General features: G+C 63.2%; 21 protein-coding genes and 1 pseudogene. 9 read left to right on the forward strand and 13 right to left on the reverse strand.

Annotated elements, in window-relative coordinates; translation table 11 throughout:
• Nucleotides 1–86 precede the first annotated feature (86 nt).
• Together iolE and EB231_RS12680 are read right to left on the reverse strand one after the other, a co-directional pair.
• On the reverse strand, nucleotides 87–986 hold the full coding sequence (gene iolE, locus EB231_RS12675) for a myo-inosose-2 dehydratase (protein ID WP_172349097.1): 900 nt from the start codon (nucleotides 984–986) through the stop codon (nucleotides 87–89).
• Nucleotides 983–2,101: a Gfo/Idh/MocA family protein gene (locus EB231_RS12680; RefSeq protein WP_172349098.1), complete on the reverse strand. Its 1,119-nt coding sequence runs from the start codon at nucleotides 2,099–2,101 to the stop codon at nucleotides 983–985. The genes iolE and EB231_RS12680 overlap by 4 nt, the downstream gene beginning before the upstream one ends.
• Before the next feature lie 97 nt (nucleotides 2,102–2,198).
• Here EB231_RS12680 and mocR point away from each other — a divergent pair, with 97 nt between their 5' ends.
• A complete protein-coding gene (mocR, locus tag EB231_RS12685; protein ID WP_172349099.1) occupies nucleotides 2,199–3,668 on the forward strand; it encodes a rhizopine catabolism transcriptional regulator MocR in 1,470 nt (489 codons plus the stop codon).
• A 41-nt stretch (nucleotides 3,669–3,709) separates the two neighbouring features.
• On the opposite strand, the gene EB231_RS12690 is transcribed toward mocR, so the two are convergent.
• Complete coding sequence (locus EB231_RS12690) at nucleotides 3,710–4,912, reverse strand: MFS transporter (protein ID WP_172349100.1); 1,203 nt, start codon at nucleotides 4,910–4,912, stop codon at nucleotides 3,710–3,712.
• Between the two features lie 127 nt (nucleotides 4,913–5,039).
• Nucleotides 5,040–5,498 carry an Lrp/AsnC family transcriptional regulator gene (locus tag EB231_RS12695; RefSeq protein ID WP_172349101.1) on the reverse strand — a complete coding sequence of 153 codons (459 nt, stop codon included), beginning with the start codon at nucleotides 5,496–5,498 and terminating at the stop codon, nucleotides 5,040–5,042.
• A gap of 170 nt (nucleotides 5,499–5,668) precedes the next feature.
• Between EB231_RS12695 and EB231_RS12700 the strand changes: the two genes are divergently transcribed.
• Together EB231_RS12700 and EB231_RS12705 are read left to right on the forward strand one after the other, a co-directional pair.
• Nucleotides 5,669–6,403, forward strand: coding sequence for an AzlC family ABC transporter permease (locus EB231_RS12700; protein ID WP_172349102.1), 735 nt, complete (start codon nucleotides 5,669–5,671; stop codon nucleotides 6,401–6,403).
• Complete coding sequence (locus tag EB231_RS12705) at nucleotides 6,400–6,699, forward strand: AzlD family protein (protein ID WP_172349103.1); 300 nt, start codon at nucleotides 6,400–6,402, stop codon at nucleotides 6,697–6,699. The genes EB231_RS12700 and EB231_RS12705 overlap by 4 nt, the downstream gene beginning before the upstream one ends.
• 29 nt (nucleotides 6,700–6,728) lie before the next feature.
• Here the strand turns inward: EB231_RS12705 and EB231_RS12710 are convergent, their stop codons facing one another.
• The 5 genes from EB231_RS12710 to EB231_RS12730 are packed head-to-tail and all read right to left on the reverse strand — an operon-like array spanning nucleotide 6,729 to nucleotide 11,793.
• Nucleotides 6,729–7,787 (reverse strand): ABC transporter ATP-binding protein, encoded by a 1,059-nt coding sequence (locus EB231_RS12710; protein ID WP_172349104.1) that lies wholly within the window; start codon nucleotides 7,785–7,787, stop codon nucleotides 6,729–6,731.
• A gap of 10 nt (nucleotides 7,788–7,797) precedes the next feature.
• Nucleotides 7,798–8,730: a BKACE family enzyme gene (locus tag EB231_RS12715; RefSeq protein WP_172349105.1), complete on the reverse strand. Its 933-nt coding sequence runs from the start codon at nucleotides 8,728–8,730 to the stop codon at nucleotides 7,798–7,800.
• A 30-nt stretch (nucleotides 8,731–8,760) separates the two neighbouring features.
• Entirely contained in the window at nucleotides 8,761–9,609 is an 849-nt protein-coding gene (locus EB231_RS12720; protein ID WP_172349106.1) for a carbohydrate ABC transporter permease, read from the reverse strand.
• Entirely contained in the window at nucleotides 9,606–10,541 is a 936-nt protein-coding gene (locus EB231_RS12725; RefSeq protein ID WP_172349107.1) for a carbohydrate ABC transporter permease, read from the reverse strand. Before EB231_RS12725 ends, EB231_RS12720 begins: the two co-directional genes overlap by 4 nt.
• 1 nt (nucleotide 10,542) lies before the next feature.
• Nucleotides 10,543–11,793, reverse strand: a complete 1,251-nt coding sequence (locus tag EB231_RS12730) for an extracellular solute-binding protein (protein WP_172349108.1) — start codon at nucleotides 11,791–11,793, stop codon at nucleotides 10,543–10,545.
• Between the two features lie 150 nt (nucleotides 11,794–11,943).
• On the opposite strand from EB231_RS12730, the gene EB231_RS12735 reads away from it, so the two are divergent.
• The 3 genes from EB231_RS12735 to EB231_RS12745 all read left to right on the forward strand — a co-directional run bounded on the left by EB231_RS12735 (nucleotide 11,944) and on the right by EB231_RS12745 (nucleotide 15,240).
• The gene (locus EB231_RS12735; RefSeq protein ID WP_246740926.1) at nucleotides 11,944–12,867 is read left to right on the forward strand and encodes a BadF/BadG/BcrA/BcrD ATPase family protein; all 924 of its coding nucleotides are present in this window, start codon (nucleotides 11,944–11,946) and stop codon (nucleotides 12,865–12,867) included.
• A complete protein-coding gene (locus tag EB231_RS12740; protein ID WP_172349109.1) occupies nucleotides 12,868–13,890 on the forward strand; it encodes an SIS domain-containing protein in 1,023 nt (340 codons plus the stop codon). It abuts the gene before it with no gap.
• Nucleotides 13,891–14,031: 141 nt separating this feature from the next.
• Entirely contained in the window at nucleotides 14,032–15,240 is a 1,209-nt protein-coding gene (locus EB231_RS12745; protein ID WP_172349110.1) for an ROK family transcriptional regulator, read from the forward strand.
• Between the two features lie 80 nt (nucleotides 15,241–15,320).
• On the opposite strand, the gene EB231_RS12750 is transcribed toward EB231_RS12745, so the two are convergent.
• From EB231_RS12750 to EB231_RS12760, 3 genes are all read right to left on the reverse strand, one after another.
• A complete protein-coding gene (locus EB231_RS12750; RefSeq protein ID WP_172349111.1) occupies nucleotides 15,321–17,900 on the reverse strand; it encodes a polynucleotide kinase-phosphatase in 2,580 nt (859 codons plus the stop codon).
• Nucleotides 17,897–19,360 (reverse strand): 3' terminal RNA ribose 2'-O-methyltransferase Hen1, encoded by a 1,464-nt coding sequence (locus EB231_RS12755; protein WP_246741016.1) that lies wholly within the window; start codon nucleotides 19,358–19,360, stop codon nucleotides 17,897–17,899. Before EB231_RS12755 ends, EB231_RS12750 begins: the two co-directional genes overlap by 4 nt.
• 88 nt (nucleotides 19,361–19,448) lie before the next feature.
• On the reverse strand, nucleotides 19,449–20,081 hold the full coding sequence (locus tag EB231_RS12760; RefSeq protein WP_140774591.1) for an FMN-dependent NADH-azoreductase: 633 nt from the start codon (nucleotides 20,079–20,081) through the stop codon (nucleotides 19,449–19,451).
• 108 nt (nucleotides 20,082–20,189) lie between these two features.
• Between EB231_RS12760 and EB231_RS12765 the strand changes: the two are divergent.
• A pseudogene (locus tag EB231_RS12765) lies at nucleotides 20,190–21,142 on the forward strand (LysR family transcriptional regulator).
• Here the strand turns inward: EB231_RS12765 and EB231_RS12770 are convergent.
• A complete protein-coding gene (locus EB231_RS12770; RefSeq protein WP_172349112.1) occupies nucleotides 21,075–21,701 on the reverse strand; it encodes a TetR/AcrR family transcriptional regulator in 627 nt (208 codons plus the stop codon). The pseudogene EB231_RS12765 and the gene EB231_RS12770 overlap by 68 nt on opposite strands.
• Before the next feature lie 66 nt (nucleotides 21,702–21,767).
• Here EB231_RS12770 and EB231_RS12775 point away from each other — a divergent pair, with 66 nt between their 5' ends.
• Complete coding sequence (locus tag EB231_RS12775) at nucleotides 21,768–22,193, forward strand: VOC family protein (protein ID WP_172349113.1); 426 nt, start codon at nucleotides 21,768–21,770, stop codon at nucleotides 22,191–22,193.
• A 183-nt stretch (nucleotides 22,194–22,376) separates the two neighbouring features.
• Nucleotides 22,377–25,433: a KAP family P-loop NTPase fold protein gene (locus EB231_RS12780; RefSeq protein ID WP_172349114.1), complete on the forward strand. Its 3,057-nt coding sequence runs from the start codon at nucleotides 22,377–22,379 to the stop codon at nucleotides 25,431–25,433.
• Nucleotides 25,434–25,437: the final 4 nt, after the last annotated feature.

Raw genomic sequence — 25,437 nt, forward strand, 5'->3', positions numbered from 1 at the left:
GCAATTACGGTCGGCGGTTCCAGTTGCCCCTTTATTCCAGTTCCATTCCTCAGCACTGGTTCCTTGGGGGCCGCACGCGGCCCCAATCATTCGATGACGGTAAATCCGGCTCCCTTCGCCATGCGCGACAGGTTCCGGAAGCCCATTGTCGCATAAGTCAGCGGGTTGGCCTTGCTGGGATCCTGTTCGGCCTCGACGACCAGCCAGCCGCTGTAATCATTGTCGGCCAGCACGCGCAAAATGGCGGGATAGTCGATGGAGCCGTCGCCGGGAACGGTGAAGATCCCTTCCATGACCGCACCCATGAAACTCATGTCCTCGGCGCGGGCGCGATCAAGCACGGGTTTGCGTGCGTCCTTGCAATGCACATGCACGACGCGTTTGACATGGGCGTTGATCAAGGCCAGCGGGTCGCCGCCCGAAAAGACCGAATGGCCGGTGTCGTAGAGCAGGCCGACCGCCTCGCCGGTGTGGCGCATCAACAGGCCGACCTCGGCATCGGTCTCGACGATTGTTCCCATGTGGTGGTGAAAGGCCATGCGCACGCCGAAATCCGCCATTCTTTCAGCGAGTGCAGTCAGCTTGCGGCCATAGGCCGGCCATTCGTCCGGGCTGAGCGCAGGGTGCTGCGAGATCGGCCCCCAGATGGCGTTGTGGCGCCCGCGCGAAGTGTCGGCATAGACGACATGGGCGGCCCCCATGTCCTTCAAGAGCTGGAGATGGGGCGTGACGGCATCCATCTCCGCGCCGACATCCTTCTCGTCGCAGCGGCCGTCGTACCAGCCGGAAATCACCGTGAGGCCATAGCGCTGCATGATCGGCTTCAGCTCGGCCGACCGGCGCGGAAACTTGCCGCCAAGTTCGGTGCCGGAATAGCCGGCCTGCCTGGTTTCGGCGAGACACACTTCCAGCGGCGTGTCGCCGCCGAGTTCCGGCACGTCGTCATTGGTCCAGGTGATCGGATTGATGCCGATGCGAACCTTCACGGGCGAACTCCTGATTGCTTCGACTGGGCAAGGTGATGGCGGGCGAGGCCGGCCAGCAGCGTCATGTCGCGGCGGGCATGCTCGGCGGTGTTGCGCACGGGCGTGCCTTCGACGATCGCCGACCAGAAGCCTTTCAACTCCTCGACGAACGCCTCTTCGTAGCCGTTGCGGATGTCCGCGCTGGAAAGCGTGTGGCCGCTGCCGGTGCGAACCGTCAGCCGCGTCGGCTGGTGGTTGAGATAGGGCGAGGGGAATTCCAGCTCGAGCGAGGCGTCGTCGAAGTAGAGCGTGATGCGCTCGCGATAATCGGGCAGCCTCGGAATGGCGACATGCACCATGGTCCACAGCGCCTGGCCGTCGAGCAGCCGGACAGTGCCTTGGCCGCCTTCGCCTCCGGCGAAAAACGAGGCGCCGACAATTTCGCCGTCAGCGACACCGAGCGCATCGAGGAGCCCATGCACGGCGTTCACGTCATGGACGATCGAGGAACAATAGGCGCCGACAAAGCCTCGAAAGGCGTCGGGATCATCGATGCCGGGCACCGCGCGGTCCACCTGCTCGCGCTGCCTGGCTTCGGTCGAGGCAACCAACCCCTCCGCGACGTCGTCACCCCGACAAGTGGAGGTGTGCCGGATGAAGGGCCAGGCGTCGGGATCGTTGACCTCGACCGAAATGTAGCGAAGTGTGTGCGCCGTGCCCGGCAGCATTTTCAGCGCCGCCTCGTAGCTCGGGTCGAAACGCTTCATGTAGCCGACCTGGAGCACCTTTCCGGCGCGGTCCCTGGCGGCGATCAATTCGTCGATGTCTCCGGCGCTGTAGCAAAGCGGCTTTTCACAGAAGACATGCAGCCCCCGGGCGAAGGCGGCGAGACTCTGTTCGCGGTGCAGCGCGTCCGGCGAGGCGATGACCACGGCATCGAGCGGCATCGCGAGAAGCGCGTCGAGATCGGGGAATGTCTCGAGGCCGAATTCCTCGCCGACGAAGGCACGGACCTTGCGCGACGGATCGTAGACGCCAACGATCCTGAACCGCCGGTGCAGCTTGAGCAGGTTCGGTATGTGCTCGACCTGGGCGACGCCGCCCGCCCCGATCACTCCCACTTTTATGCACTGCATCGGCCAGCCCCATCTGAATCCGAACGCTTTTTTCTTGAGCCTAGGACGCCTTTGGTTCCATTGTTAGAACCAGATTCCATTGATTTTTGGGAACCAGATGAAGACCAGCTTTCCCATCGACGGCATCGCCCTGGATCGCGACAGTCCCGCCAATCTGCACCGGCAGCTCTATGTCCAGTTGCGCGGCCTGATCGAACGGCGCGTGCTGCCGAGCGGCCATGCGCTGCCCTCCACACGGGTCATGGCGCGGGATCTGAATGTGGGGCGCAACACGGTGATTGCCGCCTGCGACCAGCTCGCGCTGGAGGGCTACCTCGCCATACGGCCACGCAGGCCCTCGGTGGTCATGGACCTGCCAACCCGTTCAGTGGTGGCGGAACACGTGTCAGTCGAGGACGCCAATCCGTTATCGCTGCGCGGGCAGACGATGCTCGCCCAACCCTATCATCATGGCCGGCCGGGCATGCTCGCATTTCATCCCGGCATGCCGGATCCGGACAATTTTCCTTTCAACACCTGGTCGAAACTGCTCAGCCGCCGCGCCAAATTCGCGCATATCGATCTTTTCGGCACCTATCACGTCAAAGGCTATCCGCCGCTTTGCGAGGCGATAGCGCGCTACCTTACCGCCTCGCGGGGCGTGAAGTGCACCGCCGAGCAGATCGTGGTGACCAATGGCGCCCAGTCGGCTTTCGATCTGCTGGCCCGGTTGCTGATCGATGAGGGCGACACGGTGTGGATGGAGGAGCCGGGCTATTACGGCGCCGGTTCGGCCTTCGTCTCGGCCGGCGCGAAACTGGCGCCCCTGCGCGTCAGCAATGCAGGCTGGAACCTTGATCCGCCTGATGTCATTCCGCGCATGATTTTCGTGACGCCCTCCTGCCATCACCCACTCGGCATGACCATGCCGATGGAACAGCGGCTCAATCTCCTGCACATGGCCGAGACCTGGCGCTCGTGGATCATCGAGGACGACTATGACGGCGAGTACCGGTTTCAGGGACAACCTATCCCAGCCCTGCAAGGCATCGGCGCGTCAGACCGCGTGGTGTATGTCGGGACCTTCGCCAAGATCCTCTTCCCGGCCATGCGCCTCGGCTTCATGGTGGCGCCCAAGGCGATCGATCACACGATCGTCTCGGCACTGAGCGTCAGCGGCCAGTTCGCCCCCTTGCTCACCCAGGCCGCGCTCGCGGACTTCATGAATGAAGGCCATTTCACCCGCCATCTCAGGCGCATGCGGCGTCTCTACGCGGAGAGGCGGCAGTTCTTCCTGGAAAGCGCGCAGAGGCATCTCGGGGAATGGCTGGATTTCCACACCACCGAATCCGGCATCCAGGTCGTCGGGATTTTCCGCGGCAGATGCAGCGACAGGGCGGTTGCCGAGGCGGCCCTCCAGCAAGGCATCAATGTCTCGGCACTGTCGATCCAGTACCGCCATGGCACGGAGCAGAACGGTCTTGTCATGGGCTTCGCTGCGGCCGATTCGCAGACCACCGAAAAGACGATGCAGAAGTTTCGCACCGTGCTGCAAAGCTATTTCCTGCGTGTCAACAATCCCGGGTAAAGTCCCGGGATTGTTCCTTGTTTTCTAGGTGCAGCGGTTTCCTATGCCATCTGCAATTCCCGTCGCGGCAGCGGCGGGAAGGCGATTGCTATGCCCGCCGCCCCAAGCCCGATCAGGGCCGAGCCGATGAACAGCCAGTGATAGCTGGCGTAGGCGTCGAATATCATGCCGCCGGCGAGCGGTCCCAAGGCCATGCCGAGGCTGGACAGCATGGTGGCGGCGCCGAACACGGTGCCGAGGATGCGCTGGCCGAAATATTCGCGCGCCAGCACGGCATAGAGCGGCATGACGCCGCCATAGGTGGCGCCGAAGATGACGGCCAGCATATAGAACTGGTCGAGCTGGCTGATCGTTAGATAGGCGGCGATGACGATCGCCTGGATCGCGAGGCCCGCGACCAGCACCGGCTTGACGCCGAGCCGGTCGGCCAGCACGCCGTAGAGAAGCCTGCCGCCCAGGCCGGCGAGACCCTCGACACTGTAGATCGTGACTGCCGCCATGGGGGCGACGCCGCACAGCATGGCATAGCTCACCATATGGAAGATCGGGCCGGAATGGGCCGCGCAGCAGGCGAAAAAGGTCAGCCCGAGCACGATGAACTGCGGCGAGCGCAGCGCCTGGCCGACGCTCATGCCCGCACCCTCGGCGACCGGCGCGGAAGCCGCATCCGCAACAGCGGACTTGGGCGGCTGGCGCACCAACAACACCGCCGGCAGCAGCAGCACCCAGGCCATGATGCCGATATCGAACATGGCGGCACGCCATTCATAGGCCGAGATGAGCCAGCGGGCGAAGGGCGAGATCGTCATCGGGGCAACCCCCATGCCGGCCGAGACCAGCGAAACCGCAAGGCCGCGGTGGGTATCGAACCAACCCGTGGTCAGCGCGATCATCGGCGCGAAGAAGGCGCTGGCCGCAAGTCCGACGAGGACGCCATAGGTGATCTGGAAAGTCAGGAGCGAGCCGGCGCGGCTGGCCAGCACCAGCGCCAGCCCGAGCAGCACCGCACCGATCGTCACGACGAGGCGGGCGCCGAAGCGGTCTGAGAGGGCACCCCAGGCGAAGCCGCCAAGGCCCATGACCAGGAAGTTGAGCGTCATGGCGCTTGAAATGCCGGCGCGCGACCACTGGGTGTCGAGCGCCATCGGTTCGAGAAAGATCGCCAGCGAAAACATCGTGCCGATGGCGACACAGGACATCAGCGCGCCTGCCGCGACGATGACCCAACGATAGGAAAGGTTCATGCAAATCTCCCATGCCAGAGGGCAGCTCTGAGCGCTGCTTGCGTCCGAAGGACGCTGGCACGGAAGACGATCCTACAATCCGGTTGCATTTTTTATCCAGTCTGGAACGGACCGTTCTGCCGTCCCCTCAGATCGGCAATTCCGACGTGTATTTGATCGTCCAACTGGGAACGTCGGTCTTGACGTTCTGGACACCCTTGATGCGGCTGAGATGCTCCGACTGGAAGCGGCGATAGTCGTTGATGTCGGCCGCCACCACGCGCACCATGGCATCGCAGTCACCCAGCATCAGATAGCATTCCATGACCTGGGGCAGCTTGGCGACCTCGGTGGCGAAATGCTCGATCGTATCCTCGTCCTGTGCCTTCAGCCAGATGCGGGTGAAGAAGGTGAGGCCCTTGCCGATGCTGGCTGGGTTGAGCACGGCGACATAGCGGTCGATGACGCCGGCTTCCTCCAGCAGCTTGACGCGCCGCAGGCAAGGCGAGGGCGACAGGCCGACCTCGTTGGCCAGATCGTTGTTGGCCATGCGGCCGTCGCGCTGCAGCGCGCGCAGGATGCGTTTGTCGATGTCGTCGAGCTTCATGGCTCACAATTCCATTTTACTGGCCATATGTGACATCAGATGCCAAAATTTGACGATATACAACGATCTTCGCAACCAAATTGCGGAGAAGTGTGGGTATATTTGCCGCCGGTATCACGAGAGTTCAAACGCAGGGAAGCGGCGGCCACGAGGTCGGCCGATGGCAAGCCATGAGCATTTCACAGGCAGTCGAAGCGGCGGGCGATGGCTCGGGGTCGGAGTTCCGCCGCGGCGTGGCGTCCTGCGCGCCGGTGCTGTTCGGCACCATTCCCTATGCTCTTGTGCTTGGCGCCCAGGCGACCCAGAAAGGACTGAGCCCGGTCGAATTGTCCATGATGACGGGGCTGAATTTCGCCGGCGGCTCGGAATTCGCGGCCATCCAGTTGTGGACGTCGCCGCCGCATATCCTGCTCATCGTCGCCATCACCTTCCTGGTCAACAGCCGGCACTTGCTGATGGGCGCGGCCCTGGCACCGTTCCTACGCGACCTGCCGCGAAGCAAGGTGTTTCCGGCGCTGTTCTTCCTGTGCGACGAAAGCTGGGCGCTGGGCCTGGCCGACGCCAAACGGCGTGCGGCGGCGGGCATCACGCCGGCCTTCAGCCCCCGCTACTATCTGGGCGCGGCCCTGGCGATGTATCTGACCTGGGTGGGCTTCACCACGCTGGGCGCTTTGCTCGGCCCGATGCTTGGCCATGTCGAGACCTATGGGTTCAACATGGCGTTTCCGGCAGTCTTCCTGGTGCTGATGCGCGGCATGTGGAAAAGTGTTTCGGCGGCGCGGCCCTGGCTGGTCAGCCTGGTCGTTGCGGCCCTTGTCTATCTCTTCGTTCCCGGCGCCTGGTATGTCGCGGCGGGCGCGGTGTCGGGGCTGCTTGCCGCCTGGCTGATGGCAGGTGACGCATGATCGACATGGCCACCCTCCTCACCATCCTGCTGATGGCCGGCGTCACCTATCTCACGCGGATCGGCGGCTATGTCGTGCTGCGCAACCGCATGCTCAGCGCGCGCGCCACGGCGGTGATGGAGGCGGCACCCGGCTGCGTGCTGATCTCGGTCATCGCGCCAGCCTTCGTGTCGCGGAACCCGGCGGATCTTCTGGCACTGGCTATTACTTTCGTCGCGGCTACGCGGTTGTCCATGCTGCCGACCGTGTTGATCGGGGTCGCTTCGGCAGGTCTGCTGAGGCATCTCATAGGCTAAGCCTCCGGCAGCCAGGCCAGCGTCTGCGTTCACTGAATGGTGGACGTGATGCGCCGACCCTTGGTGTTGAACAGATGCAATTGGGTCAGGTCCGGCGCCAGGAAAACCTGCTGGCCAGGCATCACGGGAATCCGCTCGCGCAACAGCGCGCTCAGCGTGTTGTTGCCGGCTCTGGCCATGACCAGCGTTTCAGAGCCGGTCGGCTCGACCACTTCGACCACGGCCGGCACGCCACTATCGGCGAGCCTGAGATGTTCGGGCCGGATGCCCCAGGCAGAAGCGCTTTCGCCCTGTCCCAGCGCCGGCAAGGGAAACACGATGCCGTCGCTGGCCGTGAAGCCGTCCGCGGTCGTGCGGCCCTGCAAGATGTTCATCGACGGCGAGCCGATGAACTGGGCAACGAACAGATTGGCCGGCCGGTCATAGAGATCGAGCGGGGCGCCAACCTGTTCGACGATGCCGCCATTCATGACGACGATCTTGTCGGCCATGGTCATGGCTTCGACCTGGTCGTGGGTGACATAGACGATGGTGGTTCCCAGGCGCTGGTGCAGCGCCTTGATTTCGGTGCGCATCTGCACACGCAGCTTGGCGTCGAGGTTGGAGAGCGGCTCGTCGAACAGGAAGACCTTGGGATCGCGCACGATGGCGCGGCCCATGGCGACACGCTGGCGCTGGCCGCCGGAGAGCTGGCGCGGGTAGCGGTCCAGCAGATCCTGCAGGCCGAGGATCGTCGCGGCGCGCGTGATCTTGGCGTCGGTCTCGCTCTTGTCGGTCTTCTTCAGGGTCAGCGCGAAAGCCATGTTCTCGCGCACCGTCATATGTGGATAGAGCGCGTAGTTCTGGAACACCATGGCGATGTCGCGCGATTTCGGCGCGACGTCGTTGATGACCTTGCCGTCGAGCGCGATTTCGCCGGCGCTGATATCCTCCAGCCCGGCGATCATCCTGAGCAAGGTCGACTTGCCGCAACCGGACGGGCCGACCAGGATGACGAATTCGCCCGACGCGATATCAACCGACACGCCGTGGATGACCCGCGCCTTGCCATAGGCCTTCTCGACATCGGATATGGTGACCGCACTCATTTGTTGTTCCTCAGAAAGAGACCTCGTCGCCGCCCTTGAGCTGCAGGATCTGCCGCGCCTCGTCGGGGGTGGCGACCGAGGCGCCCAGCCCTTCGATGATCTGGCGCACCTTCTTCACCTGCTCGGCGTTGGATTTCGCCAGCTGGCCCTTGCCGATCCACAGCGAGTCCTCCAGCCCGACGCGCACATTGCCGCCGAGTGCAATCGCCTGGGTGGCGATCGGCAACTGGCTGCGGCCGGCACCCAGCACCGACCAGTGGTAGTCCTGTCCGAACAGGCGGTCGGCGGTGCGCTTCATATGCGCGACATCCTCCGGATGGGTGCCGATGCCGCCCAGTATGCCGAACACGCTCTGGACGAAGAACGGCGCCTTGACCAGGCCACGACCGACGAAATGGGCCAGCGTGTAGAGATGGCCGATGTCGTAACATTCGATCTCGAAACGCGTGCCGTTTTCCGCGCAGGTGCGCAGGATGTGTTCGATGTCGCCGAAGGTGTTGCGGAAGATGCGGTCGCGCGATCCTTCGAGATAGGGCCGTTCCCAGTCGTGCTCGAATGTCTTGAAGCGTTCGAGCATGGGATAGAGACCGAAATTCATCGAGCCCATGTTGAGCGAGGCAACCTCCGGCGCGAAGGTCGCAGCCGGCTTGACCCGCTCCTCGACGCTCATCGTCGCGGCACCGCCGGTGGTGATGTTGACCACGCAGTTGGAGCGCTGCTTGATCACTTTCAGGAAGGGCGCGAAGGCCTCGGTCGACTGGTCGGGCCGGCCATCGGCGGGATTGCGCGCATGCAGGTGGACGATGGCCGCACCCGCCTCGGCCGCCCCGATCGCGGCGTCGGCGATCTCTTGCGCGCTCACCGGCAGATGCGGCGACATGGACGGCGTGTGGATCGAGCCGGTAACCGCGCAGGTGATGATGATCTTGTTCTGGTTCGCCACTTGAAAGGATCCTCGTTTGTTTGACCGCTCCTATTTCACCGCGCCTTGGGTGATGCCCGAGATGAACTGCTTCGACAGCACGATGTAGAGCAGCGTGATCGGCAATGCCGCCAGTGTCAGCCCGGTGAACAGCACGCCCCAGTCGGTGGTGAACTCGCCGACGAAGACGGTGAGGCCCTGCGGCAGCGTCTTGAGATTGTCCGAGGTGATCAGCACCAGCGGGAAGAAGAAGTCGTTCCAGATCGGAACCGCGTTCTGGATCGCGACGATGACCAGTGCCGGGCGCGCCAGCGGCAGCATGATAGAGCGCATGATGCGGAATTCGCTGGCCCCGTCCATGCGCGCGGACTCTTCCAGCTCGCGCGGCAAGGTCCTGAGGAAGCCGGTCATGATGAACACCGCCGAGGGAATGCCCATGGCGACATAGACCAGCACCAGGCCGGCATAGCTGTCGACCAGGCCAAGCGAATCCAGCTGGATGAACAGTGGAATGATCGCCAGCTTCAGCGGCACGGTCATGCCGCTCAGGAAAAACATCAGCACCAGCGCGCTCAGCCGGAACTGGTAGCGGGCAATCGCATAGGCGGCCATGGTGCTGAACAGAAGGATCAGCATCACCGCGGCCGCGGTGATGCTGACCGAATTGGCGAGGTAGCGCACGAAATTGGTTTCGCTCCACACACGTTCGGCATTGGCCAACGAAAAATGCGCCGGCAGGGCGAAGGGTGAACTGAAGATCTCAGCATTGGTCTTGAAGGACGACATCACCATGACGAACAGCGGATAGATCATGATGACGGCGTTGATCGCCAGCATCAGCTGGATGGCGCCGTTCTTCAACAGCTCGCCGGGCTCCCTGGTGCCGACCGCTGCGCTCACAGTTCGATCTCACGACGGCGCAGGTAGCGAAGCGCGATTGCGGTGACGCCGGCAACGATGATGAACATCATCACCGCCAGCGCGCTGCCCTGGCCGAAATCCTGGATGCCTGTCGTCGTCGAGCCGAAGGCGGTGCGGTAGAAATAGAGGCCGAGCACGTCCGTCGCGCCACCGGGCGAGCCGGTGAGGCCAGCCATGACATAGGGGATCTCGAACCAATTGAAGCTGCCGATGAAGGTCAGGATGGTGACGATGGTGATGCTCGGCGCGATCAGCGGCCAGATGATGCGGGTCATCAGCACATAGTCGCCGGCGCCGTCGAGGCGGGCGGCCTCGATCGCTTCCTTGCTGATGCGCTGCATGCCGGCGAGCAGCACCAGTGTCGGGAAGCCTAGCCAGTGCCAGATGTTGGCGAACAGGACGCTGCCCAGCGCCGTCGATTCATTGCCGAGCCAGGGGACGGCGCCGATGCCGACCAGCGCCAGCGTCTGGTTCACCAGACCGAACAGCGGATGCAGGAACAGCTTCCACAGGAAGCCGACGATGACCGCCGACAGCACGACCGGAAGAAAGACGATGACCTGGTGGATGCGGTGACCGGGCAGCGCCTTCAGCAGCGAATAGGCGAGCAGGAAGGCGGTGCCGTTCTCGAACACCATCAGCGCCACGAAAGCGATGATGTTGTGCTTCAGCGCATTGTAGGTCCAGCCGCTATAGGGCTGTTCAAACAACACCTTGCGGAAGTTTTCGAAGCCGATGAATCCGGTCGGCTGCAAGCCGTTGAACTCATAGAAGGCAAGGCGGAAGGCGGAGAGCAGCGGCCACAGGACGAACAGCACCATGACCACCAGGGCCGGTGTCAGCAGGGACGCGATCCAGAGTGACCGGCGCCACGGAAAGGCTTTTGTGGTGTGGCGCCGGCCGATGTTCATGTCACTTGCCCTGGAAAGGCTTGTACCATTTGGCGAGGCCGTCGGTCAGGTCGGCGGCCAGCTGGTCCGGGGTGATCGAACCCGACATCATCTTGGTGATGTCGCCCTGCAGCAGTTCCGATCCCGTCGGCTTCTCGAAACGGAAGTAGACGACATTGATATGCGGCATGGCGGTTTCGTTCAACTTGGCGACATGGGCGAGCAGCTCGTCCTTGATGACGACGCCCTTGATGGGCGAGATGTTGCCGAGAAGGGCGGAGAACTTGTCGCCGAACTCCTTGGTGCCCATCCAGTTGACCAGCTTGAGCGCCGCCTCCTTGTTGGCTGACTTGGCGTTGACGGCATAGCCGCCATCGAAGAACTTGGTCACCTCAGGTGTATCGCCGGCCTTGGCCATGGGCGGGGCGACGAAGTCCATGTTGATGGCGGGGTTCTGGCTCCTGTAGGTGGTGATGTCGAAGCTGCCGCCGGCCAGCATCGCCGCCTTGCCGCTGATGAACAGCTGGCCCGCGGTGTCGTAGTCGATGCCTTCGAAACCGGGAGGCATGTAGTCGCGCAGTTCGAGCAGTTTGCCGAGTGCCGCGACATAGCGCGGGTCCTTGAAGGTGGTCTTGCCCGACGTCAGGTCGCTGACGAAATCCTGGCCGAGGAACGGGTTGGTGAAGATGGCAACGAACATCTCGTTGAACCAGCTGGTGCCCATGCCGTTGGCGAGGGGATAAATACCCTTGTCCTTCAGCGCCTTGCTGACGGTGATGAATTCGTCCCATGTGGTCGGCGGCGTCAGCCCGGCCTTGGCAAAGACGTCCTTGTTGATGAACAGACCGAGCGTCTGCGAAGCGAAGGGCAGGGAATAGACCTTCTTGTCGGCGCGGTAGGTGCCGGCCACCAGCGCATCGGCGGGCTGGTTGGCGAGCGAGGGGACGGTGGTCAGATCCTGCGGCTCGAAATAGCCTGCTTTTACGAACTGCTCCAGCCAACCGTAAGCATGGGTGTGGATGACGTCGCCACCCTTGCCGGCGGCCAGCGCCGTCGAGACGATGGTCGGGTAGTTCTCATCCGGGAACGACTCGAACTTCACATGGATGTCCGGGTTCTCCTTGGTGAAATCGGCGAAAAGTTCGTTGTAGGCGGCCTTGTCTTCCTGGCGCCAGGTCCAGAACGAGATGTCGGTTGCATGCGCCACGCCGGCGGCCAATCCCCATGCGAAAGACGCGGCCGCGAGGGCCAGTCCCATCCTTCTCCTGCTCATGTTGCAATCTCCCAATCGCGCTTGATGCGCTTTTTACGACGATTATCAAATCATAGTTCTTGCCGTCTGGAAAGATAGTTTGTAAAGTTTCCTAACTAATGTGAATTGGACGCGGCAACCCGCTTCGTCCGGCGTGCGCGGTGGACATCGGTGACCCAGAAAATCATTGCAGGCGTGGATATCGGCGGCACCAAGACGCGCATCATGGCGTATCTGGGCGAGCGCATGGTCGCCGACGAGGTGGTGGTGACGGAGAGCTGGCGCATTCGCCAGATGGAGACCGATGCGACGACATTGGCCGGCATCGTCACCAATCTGTGCGGCGGCGTCGCGCCCGCCGCGTTGGCGGTCGGCGCCCATGGCTGCGACACGGGTGAACAATGCCTGCGCTTCCAGGCGCTGCTGGCAGACAGGACCGGCGGCGCGGTGCAAGTGGTCAACGACGCCGAGCTGATGGTGCCGGCCGCCGGCCATGTCGATGGCATCGGTGTCGTCTCCGGCACCGGCTCCATCGCGGTGGCGCGCACGGCTGACGGCAAGATGCTGGCGGCCGGCGGCTGGGGCTGGATCCTCGGCGACGAGGGCAGCGCGCCGGCCCTGGTGCGCGAGGCCGCGAAGGCGATCCGGCACAGCCTCGATCGGGGTCAGCAGGGCGATCCGCTGATTGCCGCGCTGATGCGCGAACTCAACACCGACGACCAGACCAAGCTCGGTATCCTGCTCAACGAAACGCGTGGCGCGGCGGTCTGGGGCCGTTATGCCAACGCCGTGTTCGATGCGGCGATCGCCGGCTCGGTGCTGGCAACCCGCGTCATACGGGAAGGCGGGGCAGGGCTTGCCGCACTGGTCGAACCGTTGATCGAACGCGGCGCCAATCCCGCCCTTGTCGTGGCCGGTGGCGGTGTCATTTCAGAGCAGCCGATGCTGATGACGGCATTCGTCGAGACCATGGCAAAAGTGTCGCCGTCGAGCCAGGTGCTGTTGTTGCGCGAGCCGCCGGTGCTTGGCGCGGTCGCCTTGGCCAGGCGACTGCTCGTCGGCCAAGGGTTGTCCTCACAAATTGGAGTCATTTGAATGCAGAAGCGTATCGGTTATCGCCAGGCGGTGGCGCGCCAGACGGAAAGTCTCGAGATCGGCCGGGGCTCGGTGGCCGCGGTGCTCGAGGGCCTCGATCTCAGCGCTTTTGCCGGCAAGACGATCGGGCTTGCAGGCATCGGCGCCAGCTATCAGGCGGCGCTGGCCGGCGCGCTGTACCTGCGCGCCTCCGGCATCAGGGCTTTCGCCTATACGCCGACCGATCTCTATGGCCGCACGGATGAAGCCGCCGATGCCTTCATCGCTCTGTCGGCTTCGGGGCAGAGCCGCGAAATCTATGATGTCATGCGCGAGGCATCAGCGGCGCCGCGCCTGGCGGTCTGCCGGGGCAGCGACAATCCGCTGGCTGGTCTGACCGGCGCGGTGCTGGCCGCGGATTCGGGCGCCGACAATGGGGCCAGTTCGACGGGCTACACAGGGACCTTGCTGGCGCTCGGCATGCTGATCGACAGGCTTGCCGGCAACAGTTTCGACTGGACGCGTTTGCCCGGCGCTGTCGCCACCATCCTCTCCGGCGCACAACAGGCCGCCGGGCAAGCGGCGCGGCTGCTGCAGGGCAGAACGTCAATTGATATTGTCGGCGCCGGTGTCGGCTTCGCCAATGCCGGCGAGGCGGCGATGCTGATCCGCGAAGCCGTTCGGGTGCCGGCCTCGGGATGGGATACGCTGAACTATCTGCATGGGCCGATGGAATCGCAGGATGCGGCCACCGGCGTGATCGCCCTCGGCGACGGCCGCGAGGTCAAGATCGCGCAGGACATGGCCGGCTTCGGCTGTCCTTGCGTGCTGGTGACGAGGCGCACGGATGTCGCCGATGCCGAAAGGCTGGTGGTGACCTCCATTCCAACCCTCGGCAACGCCATGGCGGACGCCATATTGGAGATCATCGCCATCCAGCTCGTCGTCGGCGACATGCAGGATGCGGCCGGGCTCACCGACATCACGTTCCGCTATCGCCAGACCGACACCAAACTGAAGCCGTGGTCGCCGACGGAAGTCTGACGTCCCTGTCCGGGCAGTGTGGAAATTGCCAAACCGGCTAGCAATGGGGCATTGAGAGAGGGATGCGGCTTTCGAGTCGGGGCGGCAATCTCGCTTTCACCGGCTGCAGACAGGATTTCAGGCAAAGGTCGAACGGCTGAGATGGCGGCTGCGGAAATCCCCAATCTGACCGACAGCGCCCGCGCCGTGCTGCGCCTGCTCGCTTCGCGCGGGCCGGTGACACGGCCGAAGCTCGGCGCCATGCTCGACCTGTCGAAGCCGACCATGTCGGCGGCGGTCTCGGAGCTGAGCGCGCTCGGCCTCGTCGCCTCGCGTGGGCTGGAGCGCGGCGCCATCGGCCGCACGGCGACGATCTACGGTATCGGCCCGGGTGCGGGCTACGCGATCGGCATCGATGTAGGCGCCGCGCAGGTGCGCGCCGTGGCCTATTCGATGGACGCACAGAAGCTGGCGTCGGCGGAAGAGCCCATCCCGGAGACGATAGCCGGCGATGCCGACGAGGTCGGTGCCGTCGTGCTGTCGGTGGCGCGTGCCACAATGGCTGGGGTGGCCAGGAGTTTTCGCGCGCTGCGCGCCATTGCCGTGGCGGTGCCGCGCATCGTGTCCAACGATCGTTTCGACCGCCCCGGGGGGCCGTCCGCCGTTCTTGGCCTGCTGCGGCGCAGCATCGAGGTGCCGATCATCCTGGAAAACAACGTCAACTGCGCGGCCATTGGCGAGATGCATTTTGGTGCCGCGCAAGGCCACCAGACCTTCGCCTTCCTGCAGGTTGGCGTGCGGGTTGGCCTCGGCTTCATCACCGAGGGGCGTTTGTTTCGCGGCGCCGGTGGTGCGGCTGGCGAAATCGGCCGGATGCCGTTTCCGTGGTCGGCCAGCGAGTCGCCCTATCGTGAAGGGCTCGAACATTATCTCGGCTCGCGGGCGCTGATCGAGCGCTGCCGTGTCGACTGGCCAGCACAAGAAGGAGCACCGCCGGACTCGGCCAAGGATCTGTTCGCGCGTGCCCTGGAGGGCTCGCCGCCGGCGGTGGCGGCCGTGGCGCGCCATGCCGCCGATATCGGCAGGCTGGCGGCGGGCTGCATCGGCATGCTCGACCCCGGCCTGATCGTGCTTGGCGGCGGCGTTGGCAGAAACCCGCTGATGACGGAAAATGTCGCGCATGTCGCGGCGGAACTTGCCTGGCCGACGCGGATCGCAGTCAGCTCCCTGGAAGACGGCGGCACGGCGCTCGGTGCGATGAAGCTGGCTGTCGATTACAGCCTTGGACTGATGCTGCGTGAAGGCCGCCATCCGGCCGTCGTGCTGCCGCCGCTCTCGGAACAGCAGCAGGACGACGCAAAGGAAGCTTGATGTGGCCGCGTGATGGTGTCGACATCTCAATCAAGAGGGGCATACAGGCGACGAGCAGGGCGAGAAGATTTTCGGATGGATTAGAGCCTTGGATCGATTGGCTCGCTCTCCAGCGCGAGGACACCGAAAACACACTCGTGGACACGCCGTAGCGGCTGCCTGGCGACAAATCGCTTCAGCGCCTCGTGACCGAGCGCGAACTCCCTGAGCGCCAGACTGCGCTTGCCACCCAAGCCTCGTTCCCGCAGGCGCACGAGATTGTCCGTTGCGTCGTATTCGGGGCCATAGATGATGCGCAGATACTCCCGGCCGCGCACCTTCAGCGCCGGCTGGACGAGCCCCTTCTTGTTCCGGCTGACGAAGTCGCGCGGCTTCACCACCATGCCTTCGCCGCCCGAGCCGGTCAGCGTCTCCCACCAGGCGACAGCCTCCGCACAAGCGCTGGCGTCGGCCAGATCAACCACCCGCCATTGTGTTCGCGTTACCACGCCGCCGCCGGCAGCCAGACGCTCTGCAAGCGTCATGTGCCAAACGTGATCATGGTCGTACCAGACACGTCCCTCACTGGCGAGCAGGTGGAACGGCGCGACCTTCAGGTCCTCGATGCCCGAGACCGGCCACACGTAAGGCGCCCAAGCGGTGGCGTATCTGGCCGCGCGAGCGGCCCGGTCCTCAAGGCGAGCGTCCAACGCGGCCGCATCGACGCCACGCGCCATCGCACGGGCCAGCGCCTCACGGCTGGCTTGGAGGCCTGCGGCCGCAGACGTCGCCACCGGGGCGTACTGGCTTTCAATCAGGCTGCTGGCCTTGGCCGACCATGGCATGATCTCAGCGTCCAGCAGCAGCCAGCCGCTTTGCAATTCCTTCCACAGATCCGCAGCGCCGACGCTGGCGCGCAGGCGGGCAAGCAAGGCCTCTGTCATGCCGGTATCGTTGAAAAAGGAGCGTCCGGTCCGAGTCCAGATTGCGCCGGTCTCGTTCCCGGGGACGCCGAATCGGTCACGCGCCGTCTGCGCGTTTCGGCACAGCGCGATCACTGCCCGCGAACCCATGTGCTTCTCCTCGCACACGGTTTGGGCGACACCACGCTCGCGGAAGTGAGCGAAGGCTTCCTCGGGGCGTTCCAGCCAGCCGCTCTGGCTGCTGGTCTCGGATGGCGACATCGTCGGCGGCAGATACATCAGCCACTGCGGCGACAACGCGAAGCGGCTCATCACCTCAAGTGCCGCCGACGCGTTCTCCTCGGCCACGACGACCCGGCCCCTCAGTTCGGTCTCGATCCAGCGCCGCCCGGAGACATCCTGATAATCGAGCACGCCGTCGGCGTCGGCCTGTGCCGATTTGCCCAGACCGGAGGACCCACCGAGCGGACGCATCGGTTCGGACCAGGTCTGGATTGCCGGGACGTCGACCAGTTCGCGTTCTGGCCAGCGCAAGGCCGTCAGCTTGCCGCCGAATACGCAGCCTGTGTCGATACACAGGGTGTTGTTGACCCACTCGGCCGACAGAACCGGCGTGTGCCCGTAGATCACCGCCGTCTTGCCGCGATAGGCTGCTGCCCAATCGGCACGGACGGGCAGGCCGAATTCGTCGATTTCGCCCGTGGTTTCGCCATAGAGGGCGAACTCGCGCACAGCGCCGGAGCCGCGTCCAATCATCTCTTCCTTGAGGCCGGCATGGGCGACGGCGAGGTGTCCGCCGTCCAGCCAGACGTGGCTGCGCAGGCTGTCAAGGAAGGCCGGCAGCGCCTCTCGCAGGCCGCGGTCCTGAGCGCCCAGCTGATCGATGGTTTGCTGCAAGCCGTGGGCGATCGTCACCTTGCGGCCTTCCAGCCAGCGGCTGAGTTTGCGTTCGTGATTGCCCTGGACACAGTAGGCGGTTCCGGCTGCGACCATGCTCATGGCGATGCGCAAGGCGTCGGGCACGTTGGGACCGCGATCGACAAGGTCGCCGACAAAGACGATCTTGCGGCCTTCCGGCGGCGTTACGGTGACGGCTCGTTCGCCCTGATCTTGGGACCAGGCGACGCTGTAACCGAGTTGAGCGAGCAAGGCCTGGAGTTCGTCGGCGCAGCCGTGGATGTCGCCTATGATGTCGAACGGACCGTGGTCGTCGCGCTTGTCGGTCCACAATGGCTGGCGCGAGACCCTGGTCGCGTCGATACTGGCCTCGCTGGTAAGCTTCCAGACCTGACGGAAACCTTCGCGTTGCAGGCCGCCGAGGCCCTTGCGGATTTCGGTCGTCATGCGCTGGACCACGCCGGCACCGAATGGCCGGTCGGGTCGCAACGCGTTGCGAGCGACGCAAACGTCGACACCGGGATCGATGACCACGGCGACCGGCAAGGCGTGCCACTTGCGCGCCAGTTCGATCCAGGCCTTGCGGTCAGCGGCTCGCACGTTGGTGGCGTCGATGACGGCCAGCTTGCGGTGCTTGAGCCGTTTGCCGGCAATCTCGCGCGCCAGATCGAAGGCGTCGGCGGAGACATCCTGATCAGTCTCGTTGTCGCAGACGAGTGCGCGGCAGCGATCCGAGGAGATGATTTCGGTCGGCAGGAAGTGCCTGGCGGCGAAGGTCGATTTGCCTGATCCGGTCGAGCCGATCAGCACGACGAGAGCGAAGTCGGGGACGGTGAGGTCGGTCTTGTCGGGTTCTCTCATCGCGTGAACACCGCCATTTGCGTGGGCGCACCCAGCGCGGAGTCCTCGGCTCCGATGCCGCTGAAGGCGGCGCCATAGCCATAGGTCTCGCCGATCTCGGCCGCCCAGGCTTCAAAGCGAGCACGGCTCCATTCGAAACGGTGATCGGGATGGCGAAAAGCGCCGGGGGCCAGATTGGGAAACAAAGCATTGTAGTCAGCGTTCGGAGTGGTCACGATCACGAACTTGGGCGCCGTCTCGCCGAAGACCACACGTTCGATCAAGGGCAGCCTGTCTTCGTCGAGATGTTCGATGACCTCGACCAACACGGCAACGTCGGCTTCTGCCCAGCGGCTGTCACGATATGTCAGCGATCCATGCAGCAGCGTGACCCGACCCTCGGGCGGTCCACCGAACTCGTTCAGCTTGAGGCGCCTGGCAGCCCATTCCAGTTCACGAACTGCGGGGTCGAGTCCGAACAGCTTCTGAACCCATCGCTCGCGCACGAGCCGATAGAGCAGCTTGCCTTCGCCGCATCCCAAATCTGCAACACTGGTCCCGCCGGTCGTACGAATGGCCTTCACCACAGCGTCCATGCGCAGGTCATTCAGCCGGATGGGCGCCTCAAGCGCTTCCTCGGGCGCAACCCGGGCTTCGGGAGGCAGGGCCTCACCGGCCGTCTCGGGGGCCAGTCGCTCCAGGGCGATGCGGGCCAACGCACCTCGGTTGCGCAGATAACGGCGCACGATCAGGTCTTTGGCCGGGTGGTTTTCCAGCCAGCCTTCGCCTTTGGACAGCAGCTTGTCGATCTCGGCCTCGCCAACCCAGTAGTGCTTGGCGTCGTCCATCACCGGGATCAGGACATAGAGGTGGTTGAGTAAGTCGCTCAGCCGGCCTGTGCCAGTCAGCCTCAGGTGACCATATCGGGGACCGCCTGCGCCAGATCCAATAGTTTCGATCGGCGTCAGGTCGACGGCCCATCCCAGGGGTTCGAACAGACCTCGGACCAGAGCCTCGCCGCCGCGCATCGGCAGTGGGGTCACCACGGCTTCGAGCGGCAGGTCGCTGTCGGCCAGTTGCTGGCGCTCCTTTGATATGCCGGTCATCGCAGTCCGCAGCGCCTTGTTCAATGCCACTGACAGGAATGACGATGCCGCATACGGGCGGTCGTTTACATACTGGTCCAGCAAGCCTTCTGCCTGACCCTTGCCCCGCACGAGCCCTATCGGGTCGACGTCTAGCAGAAGCACAGCCTCGCAACGCTCGTCGGTCGCTTCCGGATAGAACAGCCAAGCCTTGCCGAAGGATAGGTCAGTCTCGTGCAGACGTTCGGGGTGCTTGTGCAGCAAGAAGCCGAGATCTGTGGCCGGACGATGCGTTGTGGCGACGGAAAGGAACATCTGCGACCGATAACGCAGACAAGCAGAATAACCAATGGCGTTGCGCGGCAATCTATCCAGCGCAATACATCCATTTTCCATACGCAACCTGTCGCGCCGCTTGCCAAGCAAAAGGCAGGCGCTGACGCGCCTGCCTTTTTCAATTCAGATGGGGTGAGCGCGGCGCGACCTACGCGGCCGCGGCAACCTGCTGGCCGGCCACCACGGCGTCGACCTTGGCGGTCGCCTTGGCGAGCGCTGATGTCACCGCGTCAGGGCCCATGCCGACGCCTTCGATGCGGATGACGTCCACATCGGTCATGCCGAGGAAGCCGAGCACGCCGCGCAGATAGGGAACCGCGTGGTCGAACTGGACGGCAGCACCTTCGGAATAGATGCCGCCCGAGGCTAGCACGATATAGACCTTCTTGCCGGTGACGAGACCCTTGGGGCCGTTCTCGCCATAGGCAAAGCTCCTGCCGGAACGGGCGATGTGATCGACCCAGGACTTCAGCGTCGAGGAGATGTTGAAGTTGATGAAGCCGGTGGCGAGGATCACCGTGTCGGCGGCGAACAGCTCGTCGAGCACGACGTCGGAGACGCCGACGACTTCAGCCTGGCGCGGTGTGCGCGCTTCGGCGGGCGTGTAGATGCCAGTTGAATAGTCGGCATCGATATGCGGCAACGGGTTGGCGACGAGGTCGCGCACGACAAGCGTGTTCGACGGATCGGCGGCGAGGAGTTTCTCGGCGAATTCGGTGGCGATGCGGGTTGAGTGCGAGGCAGCGCCGCGCGGGCTCGAGGTTACAAGAAGAATGGACATAGCGGGTCTCTCCAGTGGAATGAATTGTCCCGGCATATATGGGGCTATCGATCCATCAGATAAACTGGTATATTTTCTATACGATCCATCTACAAAATAGATACAGTGATGCAACCGAATCCGACCCTCGATCAGCTTCAGATCCTTGTCGCCGTCGCCGATACCGGGAGCTTCTCGGCCGCCGGCCGCAAGCTCAACCGGGCGCAATCGGTCATCAGCTATGGCATCGCCAATCTCGAGGCGCAGCTTGGGCTGAAGCTTTTCGACCGCGAGGGCACCCGCGAGCCGCAGCTGACCGAGATCGGCCGGGCGATGCTGGAGGATGCAAGGCGCATGATCGGCGTGCTGCAGCGCATGCGTTCGCGCGTCGACGGCCATCATCATGGACTGGAAGCCGAAGTGGCGCTGTCGGTCGATGCGACGTTGCCCTCACCTGTGCTGGTGCGGGTGCTGAAGGCGTTCGAGACGCAGTTTCCGACCGTGATGCTGCGCCTGCATATAGGCTCGCTTGGACTGATCCCGGACCATGTCGTCAATGGACAGGCCGATCTCGGCATTGGTGGCCTGCTGGGCGAGGTCGATGTCCATCTCGTGCGCATCGGCTTCATGTCGATGGTGCCGGCCGCTGCCCCCAGCCATCCGCTGGCGCGGCTGCCCAAGCCGGTGAAAATCGAGGATGTGCGCGAGCACACGCAGCTTGTCGTGACCGATCAGTCCGAACGCACCAAGGGGCGCGACTATGGCGTCTTTGCCTACCGCACCTGGCGGCTGACGGACATGCGCACCAAGCACATGCTGATGCGCGAGGGGCTGGGCTGGGGTTGCCGCGCTGGCTGATCGCCGACGACCTGGCCACTGGCCGCCTGGTGGAACTTGATCTCGAACCCTACAAGGAAGTGAGTTCGCCACTGTTTGCCATGCATCGCAACGACCGCAGCCCGAAGCCGGCCGCCGCCTGGCTGATCGAACGGTTCAAACGCGGGCTCGGCTGCTTCAACGAGTTCGAGCCGGGCGAGGTGCCTGACGAGGAACCGGAGACAATCCGTCAATCAGCGCCATGAGGACGGCGCGATAATCCTCGGCTGACGCGCCGGCTTCGATGGCGAGTGCGGCGCGATCGAAGGCGGAGGCAAGCAGCGCGGTCAGTGCATCCACCGGCAATCTTGTCATCGTGTTGGTCCGCATCGCCGCGACCAGGCCTTCGCGCAGCGAGTGGTTGCCGTGGCGGTTGTCGATCGCATCCATGGCGGCGCGGCCGAGCACGGCCGGGCCGTCGAGCAGCAACAGCCGCGTGCGGCCGGGCACGCGCATGGCGGCGAGATAGGCGTCGGATCCGGCGATCAGCGCATCGCGGGCTTCGAGCGAGGGTGGCGAAGCGCGGTCGATCTCGTCCGCCACCACTTTTGCCTCCTGCTCGACCACGGCGGCAAACAGCGCCTGCTTGTCGGCGAAGTGGTGATAGAGCGCGCCGCGCGTCACGCCGGCTGAATTGACGATCTCCGGCGTGCCGGTCTCGGCATAGGATTTCTCGGTGAACAGCTTTCGCGCCGCCGCGATCAAATCGGCGCGCGTCGCCTCGGTGCGGTCGCGGTTGGAACGACGTCCGGAATCCTGTTGCATGCATGCAGCCTGTATGTTAATTCGATTTACATACAGACTGTATGTTATGTCCAGGGAGAAGGAAAGATGAAGACCACGAGCTATTATCCGGTGCTGATGACCGGCGACGTCGCCGGCACGGCGGCCTTCTACGTCAAGCATTTCGGCTTCCAGCCGCTGTTTGAAAGCGACTGGTACGTGCATCTGCAATCCGCCGAGAACAAGCGCGTCAATCTGGGCATTGTCCAGGGCGACCACGAAACCATCCCGGAAGAGGGGCGAGGACGCACCTCGGGCCTGCTGATCAATTTCGAGGTCCGCGATCCCGATGCGGTCTACGAGCGGGTCCTGGCCGCCGGCCTGCCGGTTCTGCGAACGCTGCGCGACGAACCCTTCGGCCAGCGCCATTTCATCACCAGGGATCCCAACGGCGTGCTGATCGATGTCATCAAGCCGATCCCGCCCAGCGAGGAATTTCTGGCGCAATATGCCGAGGGCGCCGCCGGGGCGTGAGTTGTGGTCTGAAGTATCCAATGGCTAGAAAGTACTGTCCGGCTGGAGCCATATAACGGCGGCGCCAATAGAACCGCGACAATATCTTCAACGTACTGTTGCCCAGCAGAGGTCAGCATATTCTCTGCTTGCGCAGTGTCGAGACAGCGGCCATCCTGAACCGAGGCTGGAGGGGGGCTGAGGGTGGCGGACAGGAACAGCATCAACAATCGATCAAGGCTTGAGGATTGGCTGAAGGACGAGCAGCCAGCTTGGTCGCAGGCGATCGCTGCAAGAGTTGCTCTAAGGCTGTTGCCGCTGGCAATCATCGATACGCCAACCTCATCTGCTCGCGATAGTTTGGCTCTCGCGATGTTTCGTGCGGCGTTTGTGTCCTGGTGCGCTCGCATTTATCCAGCAACTGATCTGAAATCAGCCGCAGTCGATGCTTTTAATAGTGCTGGCTCACCTCTTCTCGTGGAGAGCACTAACACCGCGACCGCCGCCGCACACGCACATGGCGTCGTTGTTCAGTCCGCGGTAGCGACCGCTGCCGACAGTACGGCGCTTAGTTCGGCAGTTATTGCTGCGGATATAGCAGCTACTGCTAGCAGCGCCATTGCAGGTAGTGAGGGATCAGCCCAACTATGGGCAAGCATCAGCTCAGACGTGTCCTACCTCTCAGGTTTAGCAAAGACTGTGGATCCTGTTCTTAGGCTGATGGGCGAACCTTTGTGGCTCGCTGATGGGCGCGATGCTTGTCCTCTTTGGATACGTGCCCCGCTAAACAGGATTTCTAGAAATACCGGACTTATCCGTACAGGCTTTGCAGTTTGGACCGAGTGGTATCGGGCGATATTGCCGAACAGTCGAGGTTTGCGACCCACGTCTTATTTCGGCAAACCACTTGATCTGCGTATTGCGCTTCAGCCCGATGCGTGGTGGCGCCAAGACCCGGCTGAAGTGAACTCGGATATCGCCAGTTGGCTTGCGAACCCGGTTGATAAAAACCCGCGGGACCAACTTGGCGGATTGGAGGCCATGTCGCCGATCGAAGTCATGGAGTTGATTACGCCATCCCGCCCGGCGACGGCTTCACGACCCGGAACCGCTCGCAAGCGTCGAAGAAAAAGTCAGAGCTCACCTTCCGACGACGTGACTATAGTTCGTACTCTCGAAGAGGACGAGGAGAAGGCCGTTGCGGACCTCGTTCCGACGGAGGAACCGGAACCGACACCGGCTGCCCAAGCGCCGCCAGACCCGCCGCTGCCACCAGAGACCTCCGCCGTTGAAACCAGCTTCCTCGATGATTCCACCGATCCCGATGTCGACTTTCTCAACCGCTCGGATTTGGCCTTCGTGCTGGCGGCGCGGCTCAACCAAGTCTGGGATCAGCTCAACAAGGAACAGCCTCGGGATAGTTACTGCGGCAACAGCGCCCGCTGGACGGGCCTCTGGCCCAAGCTGCCAGCCAGGGAACCGCCACCCGGCTTTGTCGTGCACATCGACGCGCCATGGGGTGGCGGCAAAACCAGTTTTGCCAATTTTCTGATCCGCCTGCTCAATCCCTACAGGGTGCCCGGCCCACCGCCGGCCTGGATGTTGGGCTTGCCGCTCGGCGACCCAAATTTCTGGCCGGAGTCCTACCGCCGGCCCTGGCATATCGTCACCTTCAATGCCTGGCAGCATCAGCATGTGCTTCCGCCATGGTGGGTGTTCTATCAGTCGATACGCAAGCAAACGACCGACGCCATCTATGCCGAGGACTTGCTGGTCGAGCCAGCGCCGGCGACCGACGCATCGGGCAATCCACTGCACAACGCGCCGCCCGTGCCGCAACCGCCAGCGGTTGGGCAAGGTTATCTTCTGCCATGGCTGCGCGCGGCGGATTGGTCATGGTGCTGGTTGCGTGAAATGGCCTGGCGCGTATGGACGCCCGATATCCGCAACAAGGTGGCGGTTGCAGTATTGGGTATCGCCGCCGTCGTCCTTTTGTTTCGTTTTGGTCTGCTCAAACTCGATGACAAGGGGGTCAATGCGAACACCACCAGCCTCGGTCCTTTTGTTTCTGTGGTCATCGCAGCGCTTGTGGGAGGGGCACCGCTGATATGGACCGTGCTGTCGGCACTGAGTTCAACCTTGCTGTCCGGCACGCCGGACGCGGCAAAAAACTACGCACTAGGTTCAGGCGATCCACTCGACCGGTTCCGCGAGCATTTCGCGAAAATGATGACATCGCTCAAGCGACCGGTTTTGGTGGTCGTCGATGATCTCGACCGGTGCGAGCCGACATTCGTCGTCGAGTTGATCCGCGGCATGCAGACCATCCTCAGAAGTCCGCGCCTGGTCTTTATACTGCTGGGCGACCGTGACTGGATCGAGGAGTGTTTCACCAAGGTCAACGAGGCGATGAAAGGGATACATGTCGGGCCGGAACATGAGTTCGGCGCCCGCTTCGCCGAAAAGGCTATCCAGTTTTCCTTCGTGCTGCCGGACATTTCCGATGATGCTCGCCGCACATATGTCCGTGACGTTCTAGGTATAAAGCCTGAACCATCATCGCAGGCGGCCGAATTTGAAGCTGCTTCGCCGATGAACAGCGCGTTCAAAGGCCGCGTTGAGGCAATACTGCGGCAAGACCAGGCGTTAGATCGCGAAAATGCTGCCCAAGCCGTACGCGAAGATATCGAGGCTAGCCCTGCCAGCGAAGCAGTGACACGGGTCGTGCTTTCAGACCTCGACAGGCGATTATCCTTACGCGCTGCCGCCGACAAAACAGCGGAGGCGGCGACAAAGCATCGGCTGGAGGCGCTTTCCAGCGTGTTGCCAGCCAATCCACGGCAGATCAAACGCATCATCAACGCCATCACGTTGCTGCAAGAAGTGGCGCGTCTCGAACAATCTGTGCAACCAGGCTCCACCGACTGGAAGATCTTGGCCTTGTGGATCATCCTGATGATCGAATGGCCGAAAAGCTGGTTTACGCTGAGCACATATCCAGGCCTCGCCAATCGAGTGCTGGGCCAGCCGGACGAGACGGTTGCGCATCTGCCTGTCGAAAACGCCGCCGCATTTCTGGCCGCTCTCAAGGCAAAGGCCGAAGTGATGGCCCTTCTCAAGTTCCGAGGCGATCAAGAATGGCAGGATTGTAGCATTACCACTCCACGTATTCTGAAACTCCGGCAAATCCTGCCACCCGCCAGTGGTCAGTTGATCGACGTCGCGTCACCGAAGAAACCAGTTTCGAGTCAAGAGTCCTGATATC

This window comes from Mesorhizobium sp. NZP2298 (assembly GCF_013170825.1).
GTDB lineage: Bacteria > Pseudomonadota > Alphaproteobacteria > Rhizobiales > Rhizobiaceae > Mesorhizobium.

What these genes read in the sequence shown, in the direction of transcription:
- EB231_RS12680 (WP_172349098.1), bottom strand. Translation starts at nt 2,101, where the DNA reads ATGCAGTGCATAAAAGTGGGAGTGATCGGGGCGGGCGGCGTCGCCCAG.
- EB231_RS12725 (WP_172349107.1), bottom strand. Translation starts at nt 10,541, where the DNA reads ATGAACATCGGCCGGCGCCACACCACAAAAGCCTTTCCGTGGCGCCGG.
- EB231_RS12730 (WP_172349108.1), bottom strand. Translation starts at nt 11,793, where the DNA reads ATGAGCAGGAGAAGGATGGGACTGGCCCTCGCGGCCGCGTCTTTCGCA.
- mocR (WP_172349099.1), top strand. Translation starts at nt 2,199, where the DNA reads ATGAAGACCAGCTTTCCCATCGACGGCATCGCCCTGGATCGCGACAGT.
- EB231_RS12700 (WP_172349102.1), top strand. Translation starts at nt 5,669, where the DNA reads ATGAGCATTTCACAGGCAGTCGAAGCGGCGGGCGATGGCTCGGGGTCG.
- EB231_RS12710 (WP_172349104.1), bottom strand. Translation starts at nt 7,787, where the DNA reads ATGAGTGCGGTCACCATATCCGATGTCGAGAAGGCCTATGGCAAGGCG.
- EB231_RS12690 (WP_172349100.1), bottom strand. Translation starts at nt 4,912, where the DNA reads ATGAACCTTTCCTATCGTTGGGTCATCGTCGCGGCAGGCGCGCTGATG.
- EB231_RS12775 (WP_172349113.1), top strand. Translation starts at nt 21,768, where the DNA reads ATGAAGACCACGAGCTATTATCCGGTGCTGATGACCGGCGACGTCGCC.
- EB231_RS12770 (WP_172349112.1), bottom strand. Translation starts at nt 21,701, where the DNA reads ATGCAACAGGATTCCGGACGTCGTTCCAACCGCGACCGCACCGAGGCG.
- EB231_RS12740 (WP_172349109.1), top strand. Translation starts at nt 12,868, where the DNA reads ATGCAGAAGCGTATCGGTTATCGCCAGGCGGTGGCGCGCCAGACGGAA.
- EB231_RS12755 (WP_246741016.1), bottom strand. Translation starts at nt 19,360, where the DNA reads ATGGAAAATGGATGTATTGCGCTGGATAGATTGCCGCGCAACGCCATT.
- EB231_RS12705 (WP_172349103.1), top strand. Translation starts at nt 6,400, where the DNA reads ATGATCGACATGGCCACCCTCCTCACCATCCTGCTGATGGCCGGCGTC.
- EB231_RS12695 (WP_172349101.1), bottom strand. Translation starts at nt 5,498, where the DNA reads ATGAAGCTCGACGACATCGACAAACGCATCCTGCGCGCGCTGCAGCGC.
- EB231_RS12760 (WP_140774591.1), bottom strand. Translation starts at nt 20,081, where the DNA reads ATGTCCATTCTTCTTGTAACCTCGAGCCCGCGCGGCGCTGCCTCGCAC.
- EB231_RS12745 (WP_172349110.1), top strand. Translation starts at nt 14,032, where the DNA reads ATGGCGGCTGCGGAAATCCCCAATCTGACCGACAGCGCCCGCGCCGTG.
- EB231_RS12750 (WP_172349111.1), bottom strand. Translation starts at nt 17,900, where the DNA reads ATGAGAGAACCCGACAAGACCGACCTCACCGTCCCCGACTTCGCTCTC.